The sequence below is a fragment of the Orbaceae bacterium lpD02 genome, from assembly GCA_036251875.1.
Classification (GTDB): domain Bacteria; phylum Pseudomonadota; class Gammaproteobacteria; order Enterobacterales; family Orbaceae; genus Orbus; species Orbus sturtevantii.
On record CP133960.1, the window covers coordinates 2,659,769 to 2,679,383 of the forward strand.

Annotated in this window: 16 protein-coding genes, 1 tRNA gene and 2 pseudogenes; 15 read left to right on the forward strand and 4 right to left on the reverse strand. The window is 37.1% G+C overall.

The window, feature by feature from the left end; genetic code table 11:
• Positions 1-38 precede the first annotated feature (38 nt).
• From RHO12_11730 to RHO12_11750, 5 genes are all read left to right on the forward strand, one after another.
• On the forward strand, positions 39-1,511 hold the full coding sequence (locus RHO12_11730) for an ATP-binding protein (protein ID WVD66023.1): 1,473 nt from the start codon (positions 39-41) through the stop codon (positions 1,509-1,511).
• Positions 1,498-4,275 (forward strand): Z1 domain-containing protein, encoded by a 2,778-nt coding sequence (locus RHO12_11735; protein WVD66024.1) that lies wholly within the window; start codon positions 1,498-1,500, stop codon positions 4,273-4,275. Before RHO12_11730 ends, RHO12_11735 begins: the two co-directional genes overlap by 14 nt.
• A complete protein-coding gene (locus RHO12_11740; GenBank protein WVD66025.1) occupies positions 4,272-5,213 on the forward strand; it encodes a PD-(D/E)XK motif protein in 942 nt (313 codons plus the stop codon). Before RHO12_11735 ends, RHO12_11740 begins: the two co-directional genes overlap by 4 nt.
• A 5-nt stretch (positions 5,214-5,218) precedes the next feature.
• The gene (locus RHO12_11745; GenBank protein WVD66026.1) at positions 5,219-7,084 is read left to right on the forward strand and encodes an AIPR family protein; all 1,866 of its coding nucleotides are present in this window, start codon (positions 5,219-5,221) and stop codon (positions 7,082-7,084) included.
• 219 nt (positions 7,085-7,303) lie between these two features.
• Positions 7,304-8,929 (forward strand): DNA cytosine methyltransferase, encoded by a 1,626-nt coding sequence (locus RHO12_11750; GenBank protein WVD66027.1) that lies wholly within the window; start codon positions 7,304-7,306, stop codon positions 8,927-8,929.
• A gap of 585 nt (positions 8,930-9,514) precedes the next feature.
• On the opposite strand, the pseudogene RHO12_11755 reads toward RHO12_11750, so the two are convergent.
• Positions 9,515-10,033, reverse strand: a pseudogene (locus RHO12_11755) (IS3 family transposase).
• Positions 10,034-10,115: 82 nt separating this feature from the next.
• On the opposite strand from RHO12_11755, the gene RHO12_11760 reads away from it, so the two are divergent.
• Positions 10,116-11,269, forward strand: a protein-coding gene (locus RHO12_11760) for an IS3 family transposase (GenBank protein ID WVD66028.1) whose coding sequence is annotated in 2 segments (ribosomal slippage) — positions 10,116-10,362 and positions 10,362-11,269 — 1,155 coding nt in all. Because the reading frame shifts where the segments join, the coding sequence is not laid out codon by codon here.
• Here RHO12_11760 and RHO12_11765 read toward each other — a convergent pair.
• A complete protein-coding gene (locus tag RHO12_11765; protein ID WVD66029.1) occupies positions 11,247-11,417 on the reverse strand; it encodes a hypothetical protein in 171 nt (56 codons plus the stop codon). The genes RHO12_11760 and RHO12_11765 overlap by 23 nt on opposite strands.
• A 213-nt stretch (positions 11,418-11,630) precedes the next feature.
• Entirely contained in the window at positions 11,631-11,912 is a 282-nt protein-coding gene (locus RHO12_11770; GenBank protein WVD66030.1) for a transposase, read from the reverse strand.
• A gap of 204 nt (positions 11,913-12,116) precedes the next feature.
• Here RHO12_11770 and RHO12_11775 point away from each other — a divergent pair, with 204 nt between their 5' ends.
• The 6 genes and pseudogenes from RHO12_11775 (at position 12,117) to RHO12_11800 (ending at position 17,572) form a co-directional block, all read left to right on the forward strand.
• Positions 12,117-13,799 carry an AIPR family protein gene (locus RHO12_11775; protein ID WVD66031.1) on the forward strand — a complete coding sequence of 561 codons (1,683 nt, stop codon included), beginning with the start codon at positions 12,117-12,119 and terminating at the stop codon, positions 13,797-13,799.
• Positions 13,800-13,856: 57 nt separating this feature from the next.
• The gene (locus RHO12_11780; GenBank protein ID WVD66032.1) at positions 13,857-13,979 is read left to right on the forward strand and encodes a hypothetical protein; all 123 of its coding nucleotides are present in this window, start codon (positions 13,857-13,859) and stop codon (positions 13,977-13,979) included.
• A gap of 78 nt (positions 13,980-14,057) precedes the next feature.
• Positions 14,058-14,201: pseudogene (locus RHO12_11785) on the forward strand (transposase).
• 72 nt (positions 14,202-14,273) lie between these two features.
• Positions 14,274-15,388, forward strand: a protein-coding gene (locus RHO12_11790; protein WVD66033.1) for an IS3 family transposase whose coding sequence is annotated in 2 segments (ribosomal slippage) — positions 14,274-14,526 and positions 14,526-15,388 — 1,116 coding nt in all. Because the reading frame shifts where the segments join, the coding sequence is not laid out codon by codon here.
• Positions 15,389-15,555: 167 nt separating this feature from the next.
• Positions 15,556-16,416: an IS3 family transposase gene (locus RHO12_11795; protein WVD66034.1), complete on the forward strand. Its 861-nt coding sequence runs from the start codon at positions 15,556-15,558 to the stop codon at positions 16,414-16,416.
• A gap of 430 nt (positions 16,417-16,846) precedes the next feature.
• Positions 16,847-17,572 (forward strand): site-specific integrase, encoded by a 726-nt coding sequence (locus RHO12_11800; protein WVD66035.1) that lies wholly within the window; start codon positions 16,847-16,849, stop codon positions 17,570-17,572.
• Between the two features lie 372 nt (positions 17,573-17,944).
• Here RHO12_11800 and RHO12_11805 read toward each other — a convergent pair.
• Positions 17,945-18,032, reverse strand: a tRNA-Ser gene (locus RHO12_11805).
• 194 nt (positions 18,033-18,226) lie between these two features.
• On the opposite strand from RHO12_11805, the gene RHO12_11810 reads away from it, so the two are divergent.
• Genes RHO12_11810 through ispD form a run of 3 tightly spaced genes read left to right on the forward strand, consistent with a single transcriptional unit; the run spans position 18,227 to position 19,598 of the window.
• Positions 18,227-18,556 (forward strand): TusE/DsrC/DsvC family sulfur relay protein, encoded by a 330-nt coding sequence (locus RHO12_11810; protein ID WVD66036.1) that lies wholly within the window; start codon positions 18,227-18,229, stop codon positions 18,554-18,556.
• Between the two features lie 17 nt (positions 18,557-18,573).
• Positions 18,574-18,864, forward strand: a complete 291-nt coding sequence (gene ftsB, locus RHO12_11815) for a cell division protein FtsB (protein WVD67405.1) — start codon at positions 18,574-18,576, stop codon at positions 18,862-18,864.
• A gap of 20 nt (positions 18,865-18,884) precedes the next feature.
• On the forward strand, positions 18,885-19,598 hold the full coding sequence (ispD, locus tag RHO12_11820) for a 2-C-methyl-D-erythritol 4-phosphate cytidylyltransferase (protein WVD66037.1): 714 nt from the start codon (positions 18,885-18,887) through the stop codon (positions 19,596-19,598).
• Positions 19,599-19,615 lie beyond the last annotated feature (17 nt).

The window sequence follows — 19,615 nt, forward strand, 5'->3', positions numbered from 1 at the left end:
TTCCATTATTAAATTAAATATGATGGGGACAAATTTACATGAAGAGTATTGTGTTGCCTCCGTATGCCCCAACACTGATCGAATCAATTCGCGCTATTGGTTATACATTAGAAGCAGCAATTGCAGATATCGTTGATAACAGTATTTCGGCACTTGCTTCGTGTGTTGACATTTTCTTCTTTCCGATTGATGATTCATATATTGCCATTTTGGATGATGGTTGTGGCATGACAGGAGAAGAGCTTAATACTGCTATGCGCTATGGTAGCCAAAGCCCGAATGAGAAACGGTCTGAGAATGACCTAGGACGTTTCGGGCTTGGCTTGAAGACAGCATCACTTTCTCAATGTAGAACATTAACTGTAGTCAGCAAACAGCACGAACGTATTGAAGCAAGGCGCTGGGATATTGACCATGTTATTAATGCTGGAAATTGGTCGTTGTTAATTCTTGAGTCGGAAGATGAAATCAATCAAATTCCTCGTATTGACAGTCTAAAAGCACTTGAATCTGGTACGCTTGTCGTATGGCAAAACCTTGATAAACTCAAAGTCGGAGAGCTCAACTTTGAACGTTCAATGGGCAAAAAGATGGATGAAATGCGAATTCATCTTTCCTTAGTTTTTCACCGCTATATTAGTGGTGAACCAGGTCTGAAAAAGACGCTGATGAGGATGAATAATATCCTCATTAAGCCATCTGATCCCTTCCTATTACAGAAAAATACACAAGTGATGTCAGATGAGTCTATATATATCGAAGAATCAAGAGTTGTTATCCGCCCATATATTCTTCCTCATATTTCGAGTTTATCCAATGATGAAGTGATTGCACTCGGTGGTAAGGAAGGCCTAAGAAAAAATCAAGGCTTTTATGTTTATCGAAATAAACGATTACTGGTTTGGGGTACTTGGTTTCGTATGATGCGACAAGGCGAACTTTCTAAACTGGTTCGTGTTCAAGTTGATATACCAAATGAACTGGACAATCTTTGGACACTTGATATTAAAAAATCTACGGCTGCTCCACCAGAGATAGTACGCAACAATCTAGCATCCATTATTGAGCGTTTGGCGAGCAAGAGTAAGCGCACATGGGAGTTTCGTGGTAAACGTGAAACTCATGACTCTATTGTACATATTTGGCAACGATTTAAAGGAAAGAATGGAGGTCATTACTACAATATAAATCGCGACCATCCATTAGTTGAAACATTTGCTGAAACATCACCACAGATTAAGCGTAGCATCGAGAATCTACTGAAATCAATTGAAGTGAGCATTCCACTCAATCAGTTGTATTTGGACTTAACCTCTGAAAAGAAAATTGAAAATGATACTGAAATAACAATGCAGGAAATTGATGACATATTACATGGTTTGCTTGAGCAAATATCAACACTTGCAGGTAAAAGAAAACTGTTAGATAGACTTGCAGTTTCCGACCCATTTGTAAATTATCCAAAACTTATAGAACGTTACCGTGGAGGAAGCTCGGATGACAGCAACTAAGATGGAACAGTTGGAAGGCATGATTTCTTCCGGCATTAATAAAGAATACCCAGATTATCCACCAACCGAAGCTCAGTTTGAAGAGATGGCAGTAAAAATCCGTCAGTTGCTTCAACCTCTATACCCTGTCAACGACGATGAGTTTGCAGAAATCAGACGAAAACTTCTGGCAAAGGTTGTAGTACAAATGGATCTAGGCATCGCTATCACGGACAATAAACGCCCACATCAGTCATGGCTTCCGGCAAGACGTGCCGATTTGGATTTTTTCTTCTGGAATCGATATAAGACATACCTTGAAGAAATTAAAGGGTGGAATTCACGTGTAACCGGTAGCCTTAACCGCGTATCTGATGAAATTGTTGACTTGCTTGGTGATCCTAAAAGCGATGAGTCTTTTCAGCGGAGAGGGCTGGTACTGGGTGATGTACAGTCAGGAAAAACTGCCAACTACACTGCCATATGTAACAAAGCAGCAGATACTGGCTACAATGTCATCATTATTCTTGCTGGTATGATGGAAAATTTGCGGCAGCAGACACAAGAGCGCCTTGATGCTGAGTTCTCAGGAAGGAAGAGTGAGTATCTATTAGACCCAAAACGTGACATCGAAAATATTCCTGTTGGTGTCGGTAAGTATGGGCAGGAAAAAAGAATAGAGTCTTTCACTTCTGTTGTAAAAGATTTTGATAAGAATATTTTGCGCCAACTAAGCCTGTCGTTACAAAGTGTGAATACGACAGTTGTTTTTGTGATCAAAAAAAATAAAAGCATCCTCAATAATCTTATCCGCTGGCTAAAAAGCAATAATGTTGATGCTAGGGGGGCAATCAATAAGTCGCTTCTTCTTATTGATGATGAAGCCGATAACGCTTCTGTAAACACAAATGACCCCGAAAAAGACCCAACGACAATCAATAAAGCGATTCGCGATTTATTAAAGCTCTTTAGGCAAGCCTCTTATCTTGGTATTACAGCAACACCCTATGCCAACATATTCATTGATCCAGACAGTGCAGATGAAATGGCTGGGGATGATTTATTTCCACGCGATTTTATTTATGCACTTTCTCCTCCGACCGATTATATCGGAGCAGAAAGCATTTTTGGGGGAGATGAGGAAGCTCCTGCCAAATATAGTAATGCTCTTGAACCAATTTACCCAATAGAAATGAACGCTTTTTTCCCATTCACTCATAGAAAGGGACATGTTGTAATAGAGTTGCCGCCCAGTATGAAGGAGGCAATAGCATATTTTCTGCTGGTCAATGGCATACGCGATATCAGAGGTGATGTTCATGAACATCGTTCCATGATGATTCATGTCAGCCGTTTCACTGATGTTCAAAATCAAATCCGCGATTTAGCTACAGAGTGGGTAATACAGATTCGTTCAGATTTACAAAACTATGCTGGTTTATCCGAACCTGAAAGTAATCTGATTTCCAATATTGCCTATCTCAAAGCAGTATGGGAAAAGCATGAGCTTGCCCAAAAAGCAGGTAGGTCAGATAGACCGATGCAGTGGCATCAGTTTTTATCACAATATTTATTCAAAGCAGTTGCTCCTATTGATGTAAGAGCGGTCAATCAACAAAGTGGAGCAACCAGCCTTAATTACTTTAATCACAAAGACGATGGGTTACGTGTGATTGCTGTCGGCGGAAACAGCTTATCTCGTGGATTAACATTAGAAGGTTTGTGTGTCAGTTACTTTTATCGCCGTTCTCTTATGTACGATACATTACTTCAAATGGGCAGATGGTTTGGTTACCGCCCAGACTATGACGATTTATTCAAAATCTGGATTAGTATAGAGGCGATTGACTGGTATGGATTCATAACAGCCGCGGCAGAAGAGTTGAAGCTAGAAATAGTAAGGATGAAAAACGCAAACCTTACACCAATGGATTTTGGCTTAAAGGTTCGTCAAGACCCTGCTTCCTTGATTGTTACTGCGAGAAATAAGATGCGGGCCGCCACATTTGTTAAGCGTCCTATTACTGTATCAGGCCGATTGCTAGAAACTCCCCGCCTAAAAACCGATGCGAACTCTTTAACTTTAAATGAGGAAGTTTTTAAGGATTTTGTGAATCGGTTACCTTATATTGGTTTGCGAGTTCAACGAAAAGATGCTCGTTTCTTTTGGAGTGGTGTTAGTAAAGATGAAGTAGAACAACTTCTTCGTGAGTTCAGGACACACCCATGGCAACTTAATTTTCAAGGCACTGCGCTTGCTGACTTTATCAGAGATGATGTAAATATGAGTGATTGGGATATTTTCATTGCAGAAGGTGAAAAAAAAGAACCCTATAAACTTAATTGCGGTGAAGAAGCTTTGCTAATAAATCCTGAATTACGTACTGTAAAGGCAATAAGCGGGCAGATTAGCATTAGCGGTACAAAAGTACGCGTAGGTGCCGGTGGTGCAGCAAAAATCGGCCTAACTGAAGAAGAAAAAAAGACTGCTGAGAACAATTTCAGGATGATAAAACCTGATGTGAAAAATATTCCAGATAAAGCATATCTTAGCATCCAGCGAAATCCAATATTAATATTACATGTTGTAGCTGTTGATAAAGTTAAAACAGATAGCAAAGGGAACCTTCGTAGCCAAATTGAAGAAGGGGTACAAATACCAAATTATCTTTTTGCCTTAGGAATCGGCATACCTGCAATTGGCGAAGAGAGAACAGCAAATTATATGGTGAATCTTGTTGAGTTTCGTAATTATTATGATTTCGATGAGGATGAGGACGAATGAAAATAACACCTGAAGTGCTTCAGCGGCAATGGGATAGTATCAGTTATAAGGATGGTGGGTTCTTGCAAATTGATATCCAGCATCCACTTGAATGGCACATTGGCTATCTGTCTATCTGTCAAAGAACACTACTAGTTGTCTGTAACATTGAGATTGATGCTTGTGAATCTTCTAAGTCAATAGCTGTAAGCCGTCGTCGCCGCGAAACAGATAACCGTTGGCTTCTTACATTTGAACTTTTGCGAGATGAGCAACAAGATGTCTTTACAATACTTTGTAACGATATTATTGAGCACTCTCGTATGGCTGCAGATGAAAAAGAAGCGCTGATTTTGGTGATAAACCGTTACAGACAATGGGGTCGGCTACTTGAACTACAAAAGAGTGGACTGATGGATGAACGTGTACAAAAAGGTCTTTTGGGTGAGTTACTATTTTTAGAGCAACATATGGATAATGTTGATTCTGTATTGAATGCTGTTCAAGGCTGGTCGGGAGCAGAAGCAGCAGATCAAGATTTTATGTACTCTGATGGATGGTATGAAGTAAAGAGTATAGGTGCTTCAGCGGCAAGTGTAACCATTTCTTCATTGGAACAGCTTGATTGTAAAGATTCTGGAGAACTCGTTATCATGCGCATTGACAAAGTAGCACCTGATAGAATTGGTGCAATCTCACTAAATGAAGTTGTCTATAGGATTAGCAACAAGCTTTTTTCTCATGTAGAGGCGTTAAATTTATTCCAAAATAAGCTTACTGCCTATGGATATATGGATTTACAGGAGTACTCTGAACAGAAATACCATTATTCGACCATGCAAAGATATAGGGTTGACGCATCATTTCCGCGTCTTACCTCACATTCAGTGCCTACTGAAATAATCTCCTTATGTTATGAGTTGAGTTTGCCCTCCTTGACAGGCTGGTTAAAAGGATAAAGTGAATGGATGTCCAAGAGTTTAGAAAAGATTTTTTGGAAGATATTAAAACCGATGCGGCTGTAACAGGTGAAGGCTCTTGTGCATCTTTTGTCTCTGCATTTGCGCGATATTTACAAGAGGCTGAATATCTCTTAGATTTCACCGCTTCTTATTATGAAGGAACTGGTAAACGCAACCGAAAACTTCGTGTTGATGGTTATGCGTATGATGAGTTTGATCAAACAATGAGTCTGATAATTGCAGACTATGATGGTTCAGAGAATGAATATGTTCTTACAAAAACACAGGCTAAACAATTACAAGATCGTCTTTCTCATTTTGTGGATGATGCGCAAAATACACCACTTCATTGTAGTTTGGAAATGAGTAGGCCTTGTTCGGATCTGGTAGATTTGTTACGGGAAAAGCGACTAGAAATACGTAAATATCGATTCCTGATTTTTTCAACTTCAAATATCAGTACAACAATTACTAAATTAGAATCTGATGAGGTTGATGGCATTCCTTCTGAATGCCAGATTTGGAATATCGAACGACTATTTAGAGTGTGCGGTTCGGATACAGGACGACACATTATAGAAATCGATTTCAAGGAGCATTCAGTGTATGGAATCCCATGCTTGGAAGCCAGTGGAACTGCAACAAAAGATTTCAAAAGTTATCTTTGTATTATTCCGGGAGCCGTTTTGGCTGATATTTATGATAGGTATGGTAGCTCGCTTTTAGAAGGGAATGTTCGTTCTTTTTTATCTACCAAAGTTGCTGTGAATAAAAAAATTCGTGCAACTATTTTGAATTGTTCTGAAAGATTTTTTGCTTATAATAATGGTATATCAGCCACTGCAATGAATGTTCAAATCGAACCCTCTCCACAAGGACAAATTCTTATTTCAGCGAAGGACTTCCAAATAATTAATGGAGGTCAAACTACAGCCTCTTTATCTAATGCACGGTATAAAGATAAATGCGACCTCAGTGCAATATTTGTACAGATGAAACTCACCGTTATTGAACAAATTCCTGAAGAGGAAGCGACAGAGCTTATTCAAAATATATCCCGTTCATCAAACAGCCAAAATAAGGTCAGTGATGCAGACTTCTTTTCAACCCACCCATTTCATGTACGAATGGAACAATGCTCACAACGATTATATGCAAGGGCCATCGAAGGTTCTCAATTTGACACTAAGTGGTTTTATGAGCGGGCACGGGGTCAATATCTTCAAAAACAAATGCGTTTAACAAACGCTGAGAAGAAAAAATTTCTATTGCAAAATCCAAAGAATCAATTAATCACAAAAACTGACCTTGCCAAGGTGAGAAACTCTTGGGAAGGTTTGCCTCATATTGTGAGTAGAGGGGCACAGACAAACTTTACAGAGTTTGCCGATAAAACGAGTAAAAAGTGGAATGAGCAAAGTGATGCAACTTTATTCGGTGATAGATATTTTCAAGAAACAGTTGCTCTAGTGCTGATATTTAAGTACACCGAATCGATGATACCTGCTCAGTCATGGTATCAACAGGGGTACCGTGCAAATATTGTGACATATACTATCGCTCTTCTACATAAATTGATAAAGGAACAATTTGAGAAACAAGATTTGGATTTAATGTTCATTTGGATACGACAGCTTGTACCTAATTCTGTTCAAAAAGTTTTAGCAGACTTAGCAGAACAAGTCTATGATAAATTAACTGATCCGTTACGTGATGTGGAAAATGTCACTCAATGGTGTAAGCGTGAAGGTTGTTGGCATAGTGTTCAGAATATATCCTATATGTTGCCACCCCACATGATAAATTGTTTGATTGGGCAGGATGGAAAGAAAACCATTATCAATGAAGCTAAAGCTAAAGCTGAATAGCGTATAATCTTAGATATAGAGTAGTGACAAGAGTCGTTGAAATTCCGATAGAACAATGGCAAAATATGTTACAATTTACTGCAAAAAAAGATAATTTTAACTGAATGAAATGGTTGTTCTATCGGTTATCGAGCAGATACTTAATACAATGCTGGCATCTGCTCAGCACGAAAAACTAATTATGGTGTTGGAAAATTTAGATGAAACGAGATTCAAACGATGAGCAGGCGAGCTAAGCCAAACTCGAAATATAGTTTAGTAGATTTGTTCGCCGGTGCTGGTGGGCTTAGCTATGGGTTTCTTCAAACAGGGCATTTTTCTGTTAAGGCTGCTTTTGAATTGAATCCAAGTGCCAAGCAAACCTATCAACGTAATCATGGTGATAAAGTCTTTATGTATGATGATGTGGAAGATGCTTTGTCAAATAAGATAAAAACAGAGATTGGACCGGTTGATGTTGTTATCGGAGGTCCTCCATGCCAGGGATTTTCAAGTGCCAATCGCCAAAAGAATCATGCAATTAGCCAGAATAACTCCCTAGTTAAAAAGTTTGTGCAAGCTGTACTTAACTTGAATCCTAAAGCTTTTTTAATGGAAAATGTTGGTATGCTGCAATCTAACGTTCATCGTTTCTATTTAGATGACAAGGATCAAGCTACAATCACACAATATGGTATTGCAACATCTCCAGCTGAAATCCAACTTCTCAATGAAGCATTTTTGTTTGAAGGAGCTGTTGGGATCGCTCGCGAAAAGACAAAAATTGCAGACTACTTATGGAATGAAAAAGACTATTTCGTTCTTAACGTTGTCTATAAAACACGTAAAAATAGTGATAAGTTAAAAGCCACACTAGAAAAACATCAAAAGAATCTGCTTACTCTTGCAACAAAGCTTACTTTACATTGTGAAACTAATGATCCTATTATTCACAACAACAATCTTGCTGGTAATGCCATAAAGAATTACTTTACTAATAGTCAAACAGATGCAATAGATTTATGTAATATAATTGAACCAGTTATTATGGTACAAAGAATGCTTTCTAAATCTATGGAGATTCATAATAATCACATTGTAGTTTCTGAATATAGTACAAAATGTGGGTTAGTGGCAAAAGTTACATCAATGTCTGTCGTTGATTATATTGAATCGATTCTTGGTGCAGAAAATACTGGCTACAGTATTACTAAAGGAATTTTGTCAGCGGCAGATTTTGGTGCTCCGCAAAAACGAGTACGCTTTGTCATTATGGGAGTAAAGAAAACAATATCTGAAAGTATAAACTTACCTGTTGGTTCTTTTACTGAAGCAAATTTTCGAACAGTTGAGGATGCCATCAAAGATATTGAAAATATTAATGTTGCGACTACAGTTAGTGAAGGTGATGCTGGCTTTAAACTTCCTAAAGTGAAAAAAAATATTAGCGAATTAGCAAAGCAACTTCGAGATTCAGATATACTATATAACCATGTGTCTACTAACACTACCCCTGAGGCACTGGAACGATTCAAGGTTATTCAGCAAGGTTGTAACTTTCATCATTTACCATCAGAACTTAAGACTACATATTCAGATGGTTCTAGGACGCAAAATACAATTTACTTAAGGTTAAAATATAATCAGCCTTCTGGAACTGTGGTGAATGTACGAAAGTCTATGTGGATTCACCCCACTCACGATCGTGCTTTGAGCATTCGGGAAGCTGCCCGTTTACAAACATTTCCAGATAGCTTTGTATTTTGTGGATTAAAAGATTCCCAATATCAACAGATTGGTAATGCAGTGCCGCCAATATTAGCAAAAGCATTAGCTAACCATTTATGCAATTATTTAGATGGATAAATCATCATATAACGGTCAACAAAAATGAAGACACCCTTAGGCAGTTTTTAATCAATTTTGTTCAAATTTAGCCGATGAAATAAATCCAAGTTTATAATGTCTTCTTTTTTGATTATAAATGGGTTCAATATAATCAATAATATTGATCATAGCTTGGTCTATGATTACATAATCCGGTATTGTCAAATTAACTTTTTATGGCGTCTATAAATTTGACATTTAACCTCTAATTTTGAATTTCAGACGTAACTTGGACAATAAGATCCCATTCTTTAAATCGACGTTCAGATAAAGTGCGGAATGTTTTGGCTGAACATAAGTACCTTCCTCAATTGAAATGATCATATATATTTCCAAAGCTAGATAAGAATAATTGTGCTTATTTTAATGACTTGAATTTACGCATTTTCCTCTCCCTAAGTCTTGTTGGTTGATGTGAGTTTTCAGCGCTATTATTAGCATATTGCTGTGTAATATGAGGAACATTAGGAAATAACGTCTTGATTAGTTTGGTAATCCTCCCATTTTTAATGGAAGCTAGGGGTAGAATTTTGCAATTGTATTAATTTGATCCTCGCCAAAATATTAGACAGTGCTCGCCTCTATAAATGTGTTATTTAAGTAGTACTGATTTTCATATTGTTCTGGCGATATCCAACCATTAGCTGAATGGCGACGAACCCGATTATAATAGATTTCAATATATTCAAATAGTGCTTTATTTGCCTGCTCCCGTGTTTTGTAATAACAATCATGAATAATATGTGCTTTTAAGGTATGAAAGAAACTTTCTGCAACCGCATTATCCCAGCAATTACCGGTTCGGCTCATGCTTTGTTTAAGTCCGTTTAGTAATATTAATCGTTTAAAATCCGCACTGCAATATTGACTTCCTCTGTCACTATGGAGCAAAACACCTTTTGGAAACTGGCGACGGAATAAGGCATTTTTGAGTGTATTACAGACTAAATGCCTATCAATACGGTGACTCGTTTGCCGACCAATCACTTTTCGCCCGAATAAATCAATAATCACACAGAGGTATAGCCAGCCTTCACCGGTTTTGATATACGTGATATCGGTCACCCAAACGTTATTAGGTTTATCGGGATTAAACTGATCCTCGCCAAAAAAATGGACAAATGTCACCTCTATGATATAACTAAAAATCATAGGAGAACCCATCATGGTCAAAAAATTCAGTACAGAGTTTAAACAACAATCAGTCGATTATGCTTTATCCAATGCTCATCTTTCTTTAGTTGAAATCGCGAACCATTTAGGTATTGGTAAATCAACACTAGATAAATGGATTAGGCAAATCAATCCAGACAAAACCAGTAAACGAGAGTTAACAGCTGAGCAGCAAAAAATTATCGCCCTAGAAAAAGAAAACAAAGAACTGAAAATGGCGAATGAAATTCTAAAAAAGGCGCATGTGTACTTCATCAACCATCCAAGTCGGTGAAGTACAAGTATATGAAGCAACATTTCGCATCCTATCCAATGCCGTTAGTTTGCCGTCAGTTAAATGTTAGTGTGTCAGGTTATTACGCTTGGCTCAGACGAGAACCAAAATCAAACGCGCTATTTGATAACATCAAAGCACTTTATTGGTGGCACAAAGCCCGCCTGGGCGCCCCAAGCTTAGTGCACGACATAAGGGATAAGGGCTATGATGTATCAGAAAGAACGGTCAGTCGAGTATTACAAAAATTAGGCTTACGAAGTAAAGCCGCACGCAAATGTCACTATCGGGCAGCGCCAAACCAATCTCATGATGTGGCGCCCAATACATTGGATAGGCAGTTTAATCCGGATAAACCCAATCTTGTTTGGGTGACCGATATCACGTATATCAAAACGGGTGAAGGCTGGCTATACCTCTGTGTGATTATTGATTTATTCGGGCGAAAAGTAATTGGTCGGCAAACGAGTCACCGTATTGATAGACATTTAGTGTGTAACACACTCAAAAATGCCTTATTCCGTCGCCAGTTTCCAAAAGGCGTGTTACTCCATAGTGACCGAGGAAGCCAATATTGTAGTGGTGATTTTAAGCGATTAGTGTTGCGGCATGGACTTAGCCAAAGTATGAGTAGAGCAGGAAATTGTTGGGATAATGCGGTTGCTGAAAGCTTTTTTCATACGTTAAAAACGCACATTATTCATGATTGTGATTACAAAACACGGGAGGATGCAAATAAAGCACTATTTGAATACATTGAAATCTATTATAATCGAGTTCGTCGCCATTCAACTAATGGTTGGATATCGCCAGAACAATATGAAAAGCAGTACTACCTAAATAACACATTTATAGAGGCAAGCACTGTCTAATATTTTGGCGAGGATCAAACTGCCTGTCTAAGGTATTTGGCGCCACATCATGAGATAGCTTTGGCGCAGCCCGATAGTTAAATTTACGTGTAGCCTTACTCCGCAAGCCTAATTTTTGTAATACTCGACTGACCGTTCTCTCTGACACATTATAGCCCTTAGCCTTGATATCGTGCACTAAGCTTGGTGCGCACAAACGGGCTTTATGCCACCAATAAAGTGTCTTGATGTTATCAATTAGTCCGTTTGATTTGGGCTCACGTCTGAGCCAAGCATAAGTAACCTGACACGCTAATATTTAACTGACGACAGATTAACGGCACTGAATAGGATGATAAGTGTTGCTTCATGTACTTGTACTTCACCGACTTGGATGGTTGATGAAGTACACATGCGCCTTTTTTAGGATTTCATTCGCGATTTTGAGCTCTTTTACCTCTTTTTCTAGGGCGATAATTTTTTGCTGCTCAATGGTGAGCTCTCGACGACTGGTTTTATTTGGCGCTAGCAGCCTTATCCACTTATCAAGGGTCGATTTACCTATACCTAAATGGTTGGCCAGCTCAGTTATTGAAAGGTGAGCGTTAGACAGCGCATAATCGACCGATTGCTGTTTGAACTCGGTACTGAATTTTTTGACCATTATATGTTCTCCTCTGATTTTTATTTATATCATAGAGGTGGCATTTGTCCACTTTTTTGGCGAGGATCATGTTATAGCTAAATTAGGTGTGTCGTATTGTTTAAAGTTTGGATGTTTTTGATTTATGGATATACTAAATCGGGTAAGGTGCTTTGTTCAATGTAAATTTTAATAAAAATATGTATTAATATTAGGAGTAAATTTATGAATATAATGCTTGACAGTTATTTTAGGAACTTTATAGGAAATAATCAATTTGAAGATTATAGTGATAATGAAAACTTTGAGAAGTTTTGTAATTACTACTTGATAAATCAATATTATCCGCAAGATTTTGATTTGGAACGATGTAGTATTGGTGGTGGTGATGATTTTGGAATAGATGGATTATGCATAATTGTAGATGATATATGTATTCATAATAAAGATGATCTAAAAAGTCTATACGGGTCTCCCAAAAAAATAGACGTTAAATTTATATTTAATCAGATAAAAAATTCAGAAAAATTTGACTTGGGTGATATTTTAAAGTTTTTATCTGGAGTGAAAATTTTTTACGAAAATGAAACCCAATATACAAACGAAGATCTTAAGAATTATTATGAAATTAAAAATAACATTTATAAAAATATAATTAAATTTCATAGACCAGAAATTATACTGAATTATGTAACAACTGGAAAATGGCAAGAACCAGAAGAAATAATAATGCGTATTAAATCCATTCAAAAGGATTTGGAAGAGCTAAACATAGGTAATATTTGCACAAATTTTATAGATTCAAAAAAGATAGAATCAATTCATAATGAAGTGGAAAATAAGATTGAAAAACAGATTGATTTTAGGGCTAGCTTGACGTTACCCAAAATAAATGATGTTAGGCAATCTCATATATTATCAGTGCCTATAAATGAGTTTATTAAGTTAATCACAAATGATACGGGAAATATATTAAAAAATTTATTTCTAGATAATGTCAGGGACTTCCAAGGTAGTAACTCTGTAAACGAGGGGATAAAAAAAACAATAACATCTGAATTGCAAGAGGCTTTGCCAATGTTTAATAATGGGATAACTATTATTGCAAAACATCTTGAAATCATAAATCAAAGGATAGTGTTGACCGACTTTCAAATTGTGAATGGATGCCAAACTAGCCATGTTATCTGGGAAAATAGAGAGAGTCTAAAAAATAATACAGATATTATAGTTAAAGTAATAGAAACAACGTCATCCGAACTATCTGAAAGTATAATTAAAGCAACAAACAAACAAACTGAAGTCAAAGATGAGGCATTTGAATCATTGTCAGACTTTCACAAGGGGTTGGAAAATTACTTTAATGCTTATGCTACCAAAAGATTATCTCCAATTTACTATGAAAGGAGATCTAAGCAATATCAAAGCGATCAGACAAAGAAACCTCATCAAATAATAAACCTATCGAAATTGACTCGTGCAAGTGTGGCGTGTATTTTATACCAGCCACAGAGTACGCATAGATATTATGGCGAGCTATTGAATAGTAACAGAGATAAAATATTCAAGAAGGAAGATTCCAACTATAGTAAATATTATTTAGCGGCTTCCATATCAAATAAAGTTGATTCGTATTTAAGGAAAAAAGAGTTTTCATCATATAAACTAATGAAGGATCAGTTATCTCTGATAATATATAAAAAAATGGAAGCTAATAAAAAAATTCAAGATCAATTATACCAGATAATTGATTCAACCAAGGACTTTAGACGGATATTAGCTGAAGCGATAGAGATTTTAGTTAAATTATCGGGAAATGACAAATCAAAATATAGAGTTTTATCTAGGTCAAAAGATTTCACTACGCTAATTACGGAGTCGTTAGTTGGTCTAACCCAAAAAAAATGAATTTTTAATAGCTAGACTAGTGATCTTAAATATAAAATGTACTAGCTCAGATCTGATGTGACACAGCCCCGTTTTGAAGAGGTATCTGTCAGTTTAGATTTGAGCCAAGTTTTTCTCTTCCCTTATCTGGGCATTGACGTCGATAATGCTTTGGAAATATCTGAGCCAATTGAAGTATAAGTGTGGCCGTGATCCTCGCCAAAAAAATGGACAAATGTCACCTCTATGATATAACTAAAAATCATAGGAGAACCCATCATGGTCAAAAAATTCAGTACAGAGTTTAAACAACAATCAGTCGATTATGCTTTATCCAATGCTCATCTTTCTTTAGCTGAAATCGCGAACCATTTAGGTATTGGTAAATCAACACTTGATAAATGGATTAGGCAAATCAATCCAGGGGTAATCCCCCCTAAAAATAATAGGATTCAAAAGTAGAATTTTCTCTTACTATAATATTCGGAGAAAAATATGAAAAAAATGACTTTCACAGACAATCAAATACTCAATATATTAAAACAAGCCGAAAATGGTGTTCCCGTACCCGAATTATGCCGAGAGCATGGAATGGCTACTTCAACATTCTATAAATTGCGAGCGAAATACGGTGGCATGGATGCATCGTTAATGGCTAGAATGAAAGAGCTAGAAGATGAAAATCGTCGGCTCAAAAAAATGTATGCAGAAGAACGTCTTAAAGCAGAAGTGATACAGGAGGCAATGGCAAAAAAGTGGTAAAGGCTTCTGAGCGAAAAATGTTAGCTAAAGAGGTCGTCAAACAAAATAGAATGGCGGTTTCACAAGCCTGTCGAACATTTTGTGTTAGTGAAACCTGTTATCGTTATGAACCTATATTAATAACCGAAAACCAAATCATTGCTGAGCATTTAATTGAATTAACAGAGCGACAACGAAATTGGGGATTTGGTTTGTGTTTTTTATATTTACGCAATGTGAAAGGTCATACTTGGAATCATAAACGGGTTTATCGCATTTACTGTGAATTATCGCTTAACTTACGCATCAAACCTCGTAAGCGTTTAAAAAGAGAAAAGCCGGAGCCCTTATCGACACCTAAAAATATGAACGAATGTTGGTCAATGGATTTTATGCATGACCAGTTAGCTGATGGCAGGTGTTGTCGCCTGTTTAATGTCATTGATGATTTTAACCGAGAAGGCTTAACAATTGATGTTGATTTTTCGTTACCAGCAGCGCGTGTCATTAGGTCGTTAAATCAAATTATCGAATGGAGAGGAAAGCCGAAATCGATTCGCTGTGATAATGGGCCTGAATATATCAGTTATCAATTAGCGAGTTGGGCTAAAAAGAACAAAATAACATTATGCTTTATCCAGCCAGGTAATCCACAGCAAAATGCCTATATTGAACGTTTTAATCGGACTGTTCGCTATGATTGGCTAAGTCATTACATTTACCGTGATATTACTGAATTACAAGATAAAGCGACCCGCTGGTTGTGGACATATAATCATGAAAGACCTAATATGGGAATTGGTGGAATTACACCTATACAAAAACTTAAATTAATACAATTGCAAAATTCTACCCCTAGCTTCCATTAAAAATGGGAGGATTACCCAGGCAAAACCAGTAAACGAGAGTTAACAGCTGAGCAGCAAAAAATTATCGCCCTAGAAAAAGAAAACAAAGAACTGAAAATGGCGAATGAAATTCTAAAAAAGGCGCATGTGTACTTCATCAACCATCCAAGTCGGTGAAGTACAAGTATATGAAGCAACATTTCGCATCCTATCCAATGCCGTTAGTTTGCCGTCAGTTAAATGTTAGTGTGTCAGGTTATTACGCTTGGCTCAGACGAGAACCAAAATCAAACGCGCTATTTGATAACATCAAAGCACTTTATTGGTGGCACAAAGCCCGCCTGGGCGCCCCAAGCTTAGTGCACGACATAAGGGATAAGGGCTATGATGTATCAGAAAGAACGGTCAGTCGAGTATTACAAAAATTAGGCTTACGAAGTAAAGCCGCACGCAAATGTCACTATCGGGCAGCGCCAAACCAATCTCATGATGTGGCGCCCAATACATTGGATAGGCAGTTTAATCCGGATAAACCCAATCTTGTTTGGGTGACCGATATCACGTATATCAAAACGGGTGAAGGCTGGCTATACCTCTGTGTGATTATTGATTTATTCGGGCGAAAAGTAATTGGTCGGCAAACGAGTCACCGTATTGATAGACATTTAGTGTGTAACACACTCAAAAATGCCTTATTCCGTCGCCAGTTTCCAAAAGGCGTGTTACTCCATAGTGACCGAGGAAGCCAATATTGTAGTGGTGATTTTAAGCGATTAGTGTTGCGGCATGGACTTAGCCAAAGTATGAGTAGAGCAGGAAATTGTTGGGATAATGCGGTTGCTGAAAGCTTTTTTCATACGTTAAAAACGCACATTATTCATGATTGTGATTACAAAACACGGGAGGATGCAAATAAAGCACTATTTGAATACATTGAAATCTATTATAATCGAGTTCGTCGCCATTCAACTAATGGTTGGATATCGCCAGAACAATATGAAAAGCAGTACTACCTAAATAACACATTTATAGAGGCAAGCACTGTCTAATATTTTGGCGAGGATCAGTTGCCTGTCCGCCGCTAATTTGCTCATGACTTCGCCCGTATTGTTTTTTAAATAAGTAATCGATTTCACTTGTCCACTTAAATTCATAATACGCCCTCAATAACATTTTAAATAGTATAATTATATACCTAATTAGGTATTTAAAAAGAATTAAAAAATTTATTTTAACTTCAAAAGGTATCGTTAAATTAACTTTCGATGAACGATGAATAATTTTAATTTGGTATTCAGCTTTTATTTGGTAGATAAGCGTTTTTGTCACTATCTAACCTATCCTTCTATTCTGCGTTTTAATGAAGAAAAGAAGAATAAAAAACATGCAAAACAGTGGCAATCTACACTCAGTCATTATGCTTTGCCCATTATTGGAAAATAACCTGTATTAAGCATTGATACAAAATTAGTTTCAGAAGTGTTAGAACCTATTTGGCATAGCAAAACGGAAACAGCAAGCCGTTTACGTGGTCGTATTGAAGCAATATTAGATTGGGCAACCGTACGTGGTTATCGACATGGAGAAAACCCTGCTCGTTGGAAAGGGCATTTGGATAAGATATTTCCAGCCAAAAATAAAGTTAAGAAAGTAAAACATTTTGCTGCGTTACCTTATAAAGACTTGGCTTCATTCATGGCTATGCTCAAGAAAAGAGAGGGTATTTCAGCTAGGGCTTTAGAATTTTCCATACTGACCGCAACCCGTTCTTGTGAAGTTCGGGGAGCAACATGGCAGGAACTTAATTTAGAAAGTAAAATTTGGACTATTCCCGCTGAAAGAATGAAAGCAGGAAAAGAACATCGCATTCCATTATCAGATGAAGCGATAACATTAATAAAAAATCTTTCCCAACTATCCAATAGTGAATATATTTTCCCAGCCCCACGTAATGGACAATTATCTGATATGTCATTAACAGCTACACTAAGACGTATGAATTTTGTTCATATTACTCAACATGGTTTCCGTTCAACCTTTCGTGATTGGGCAGGAGAAACGACTCATTACTCAAGAGAGGTAATAGAACATGCGTTAGCACATCAGTTAGCTGATAAAGCTGAGGCGGCTTACCAACGTGGTGATTTACTTGAAAAACGATCAAAACTGATGGCTGATTGGGCACAATTTTGCAAAAATAGTTGATATACCAATACGATTGGCTTTTTTGCCCAATAATCGAGTCCTGTTTATTGCACTTGAACCGAGGGATTTTTATCTAGTTTTATCTCAATTTGATTTACTCTAGGTAAGAATGAATTTGTTGATATTATCAATATAACATAATTTTATGGAATAAAAGTCTTTGAGAGTATAAGCCCATATGAAGAAATGATACGAGTCTAATGTCCAATTAAAAGAAAAAAATAAGATAAGTTCGATGTTGATCCAAAAAAATCTACTATATACAGATTAGAAAATTACTATAACTATTTGATAATCATTAACAATTTTATTATGGATAGAAACTTAATACTACTAGAAACGCTATATTTTTCAATCAGCTAGATCAAAAAATGGCGGAAGCGCAGAGATTCGAACTCTGGGAGGGTTTCCCCTCGCCGGTTTTCAAGACCGGTGCCTTCAACCGCTCGGCCACACTTCCGCAATGGCTGTGAATATTAAAGTAGACCGAGCTGTTTGTAAATAGCTAAATGACTATTTTTGTCTATTTGCTTTAAATTTCGCCAATAAGAGATGTTTACTTATTTCTAACTGATATATTTTATCCGCAAAGATGCTGTATTTGGTTTATTATTGTATAATAGCCACTAATTTTGGTTTGGTTGATTTATTATTATGTTAGTGTTTAATGACAAAACGATAGCAACAGATGAGAGCGGTTATTTAAAAAATTGGCAAGATTGGTCGCCAGAATTAATCGCCGAGCTCGCTAAGCAAGAGTCGATAGAATTAACCCATGACCACCTTGAAGTGATCTATTTTGTGCGCGATTTTTATTTGGAATATAAAACGTCCCCAGCGATTAGAGCATTAGTTAAATCAATCGAAAAAAAATTGGGGTCAGAAAAAGGTAATAGCCGCTATTTATATCGGCTTTTTCCTGCAGGTCCGGCGAAGCAGGCAACGAAACTTGCAGGCTTACCTAAACCGGTTAAATGTATATAGAGCGTGGTTATTACGTGATATCAAAATGGAAATTACCAATTTTACTATTTATAATCTTGGCATATTTACAGTATGCTTTTTGGTTTGGTAAAAATAATATTTTTGATTATCAACAAAATCGTAAGACCGTCGCGGTTATGCAAGTTGAGAATGCTAAATTAAAACTGCGTAATGAACAAATGTTTGCCGAAATATCTGATCTGTATGAGGGGTCTGATGCCATAGAAGAAAGGGCAAGAAGCCATTTAGGAATGATTAAACCTGATGAACATTTTTATCGTATTGTAACTGACTCCTCTTCCGACTAAGTGAGCTAATAAGTAATATCATGAATAATCGTAATATTGTTGCTATTGTCCCTGCTGCTGGAAGCGGGCAAAGAATGCAATCTACCCTACCGAAGCAATATATTAAAATCGGTCAATCGACAATTTTGGAATATACGTTACAAAAGCTATTATCATTACCGCTAATTAGCCAAATTATTGTCGTTATTAGCCGCGATGATCGTTATTTCTCTACTCTCAGTGTCGCTAATCATCCAAAGATAACATTAACATATGGCGGGGATACCCGCTCAGATTCTGTTTTTGCGGGACTTTTGTTGGCTGACGATGATAGCTGGGCATTAGTTCATGATGCAGCCAGGCCTTGCGTCAGCCATCATGATATCGAACAATTAATCAAAACCGTGTTTGCCCAGAATCAAGGCGGTATTTTAGCCACTAAAGTCACCGATACGATTAAAAAATCACTGGATCATAGTCAATTACCATTACCACAAATTGCTCAAACATGCGATCGTCAGCAACTATGGGCGGCGGCAACACCACAGATGTTTAAGGTCAAGCTATTAAAAGAGTGTATACATAAAGCTAAGCTACAAAAAATAGCCTTGACGGATGAGGCGTCAGCAGTTGAATTTTGCGGCGGTCACCCGTTATTGGTTGAATGTCAGCGGGACAATATTAAAGTGACACAGAAAGAAGATATTCCATTAGCGAAACTTTATTTGTATGAACAAGGTTATATTGAAATATAATAGCCAACTGAATTTAA

Bases quoted from the DNA above. Each gene is read 5' to 3' on its own strand.
- RHO12_11775 (WVD66031.1), top strand. From the start codon at position 12,117: ATGAATATAATGCTTGACAGTTATTTTAGGAACTTTATAGGAAATAAT.
- RHO12_11735 (WVD66024.1), top strand. From the start codon at position 1,498: ATGACAGCAACTAAGATGGAACAGTTGGAAGGCATGATTTCTTCCGGC.
- ispD (WVD66037.1), top strand. From the start codon at position 18,885: ATGAATAATCGTAATATTGTTGCTATTGTCCCTGCTGCTGGAAGCGGG.
- RHO12_11810 (WVD66036.1), top strand. From the start codon at position 18,227: ATGTTAGTGTTTAATGACAAAACGATAGCAACAGATGAGAGCGGTTAT.
- RHO12_11795 (WVD66034.1), top strand. From the start codon at position 15,556: ATGAAGCAACATTTCGCATCCTATCCAATGCCGTTAGTTTGCCGTCAG.
- RHO12_11730 (WVD66023.1), top strand. From the start codon at position 39: ATGAAGAGTATTGTGTTGCCTCCGTATGCCCCAACACTGATCGAATCA.
- RHO12_11745 (WVD66026.1), top strand. From the start codon at position 5,219: ATGGATGTCCAAGAGTTTAGAAAAGATTTTTTGGAAGATATTAAAACC.
- RHO12_11770 (WVD66030.1), bottom strand. From the start codon at position 11,912: ATGGTCAAAAAATTCAGTACCGAGTTCAAACAGCAATCGGTCGATTAT.
- RHO12_11740 (WVD66025.1), top strand. From the start codon at position 4,272: ATGAAAATAACACCTGAAGTGCTTCAGCGGCAATGGGATAGTATCAGT.
- RHO12_11750 (WVD66027.1), top strand. From the start codon at position 7,304: ATGAGCAGGCGAGCTAAGCCAAACTCGAAATATAGTTTAGTAGATTTG.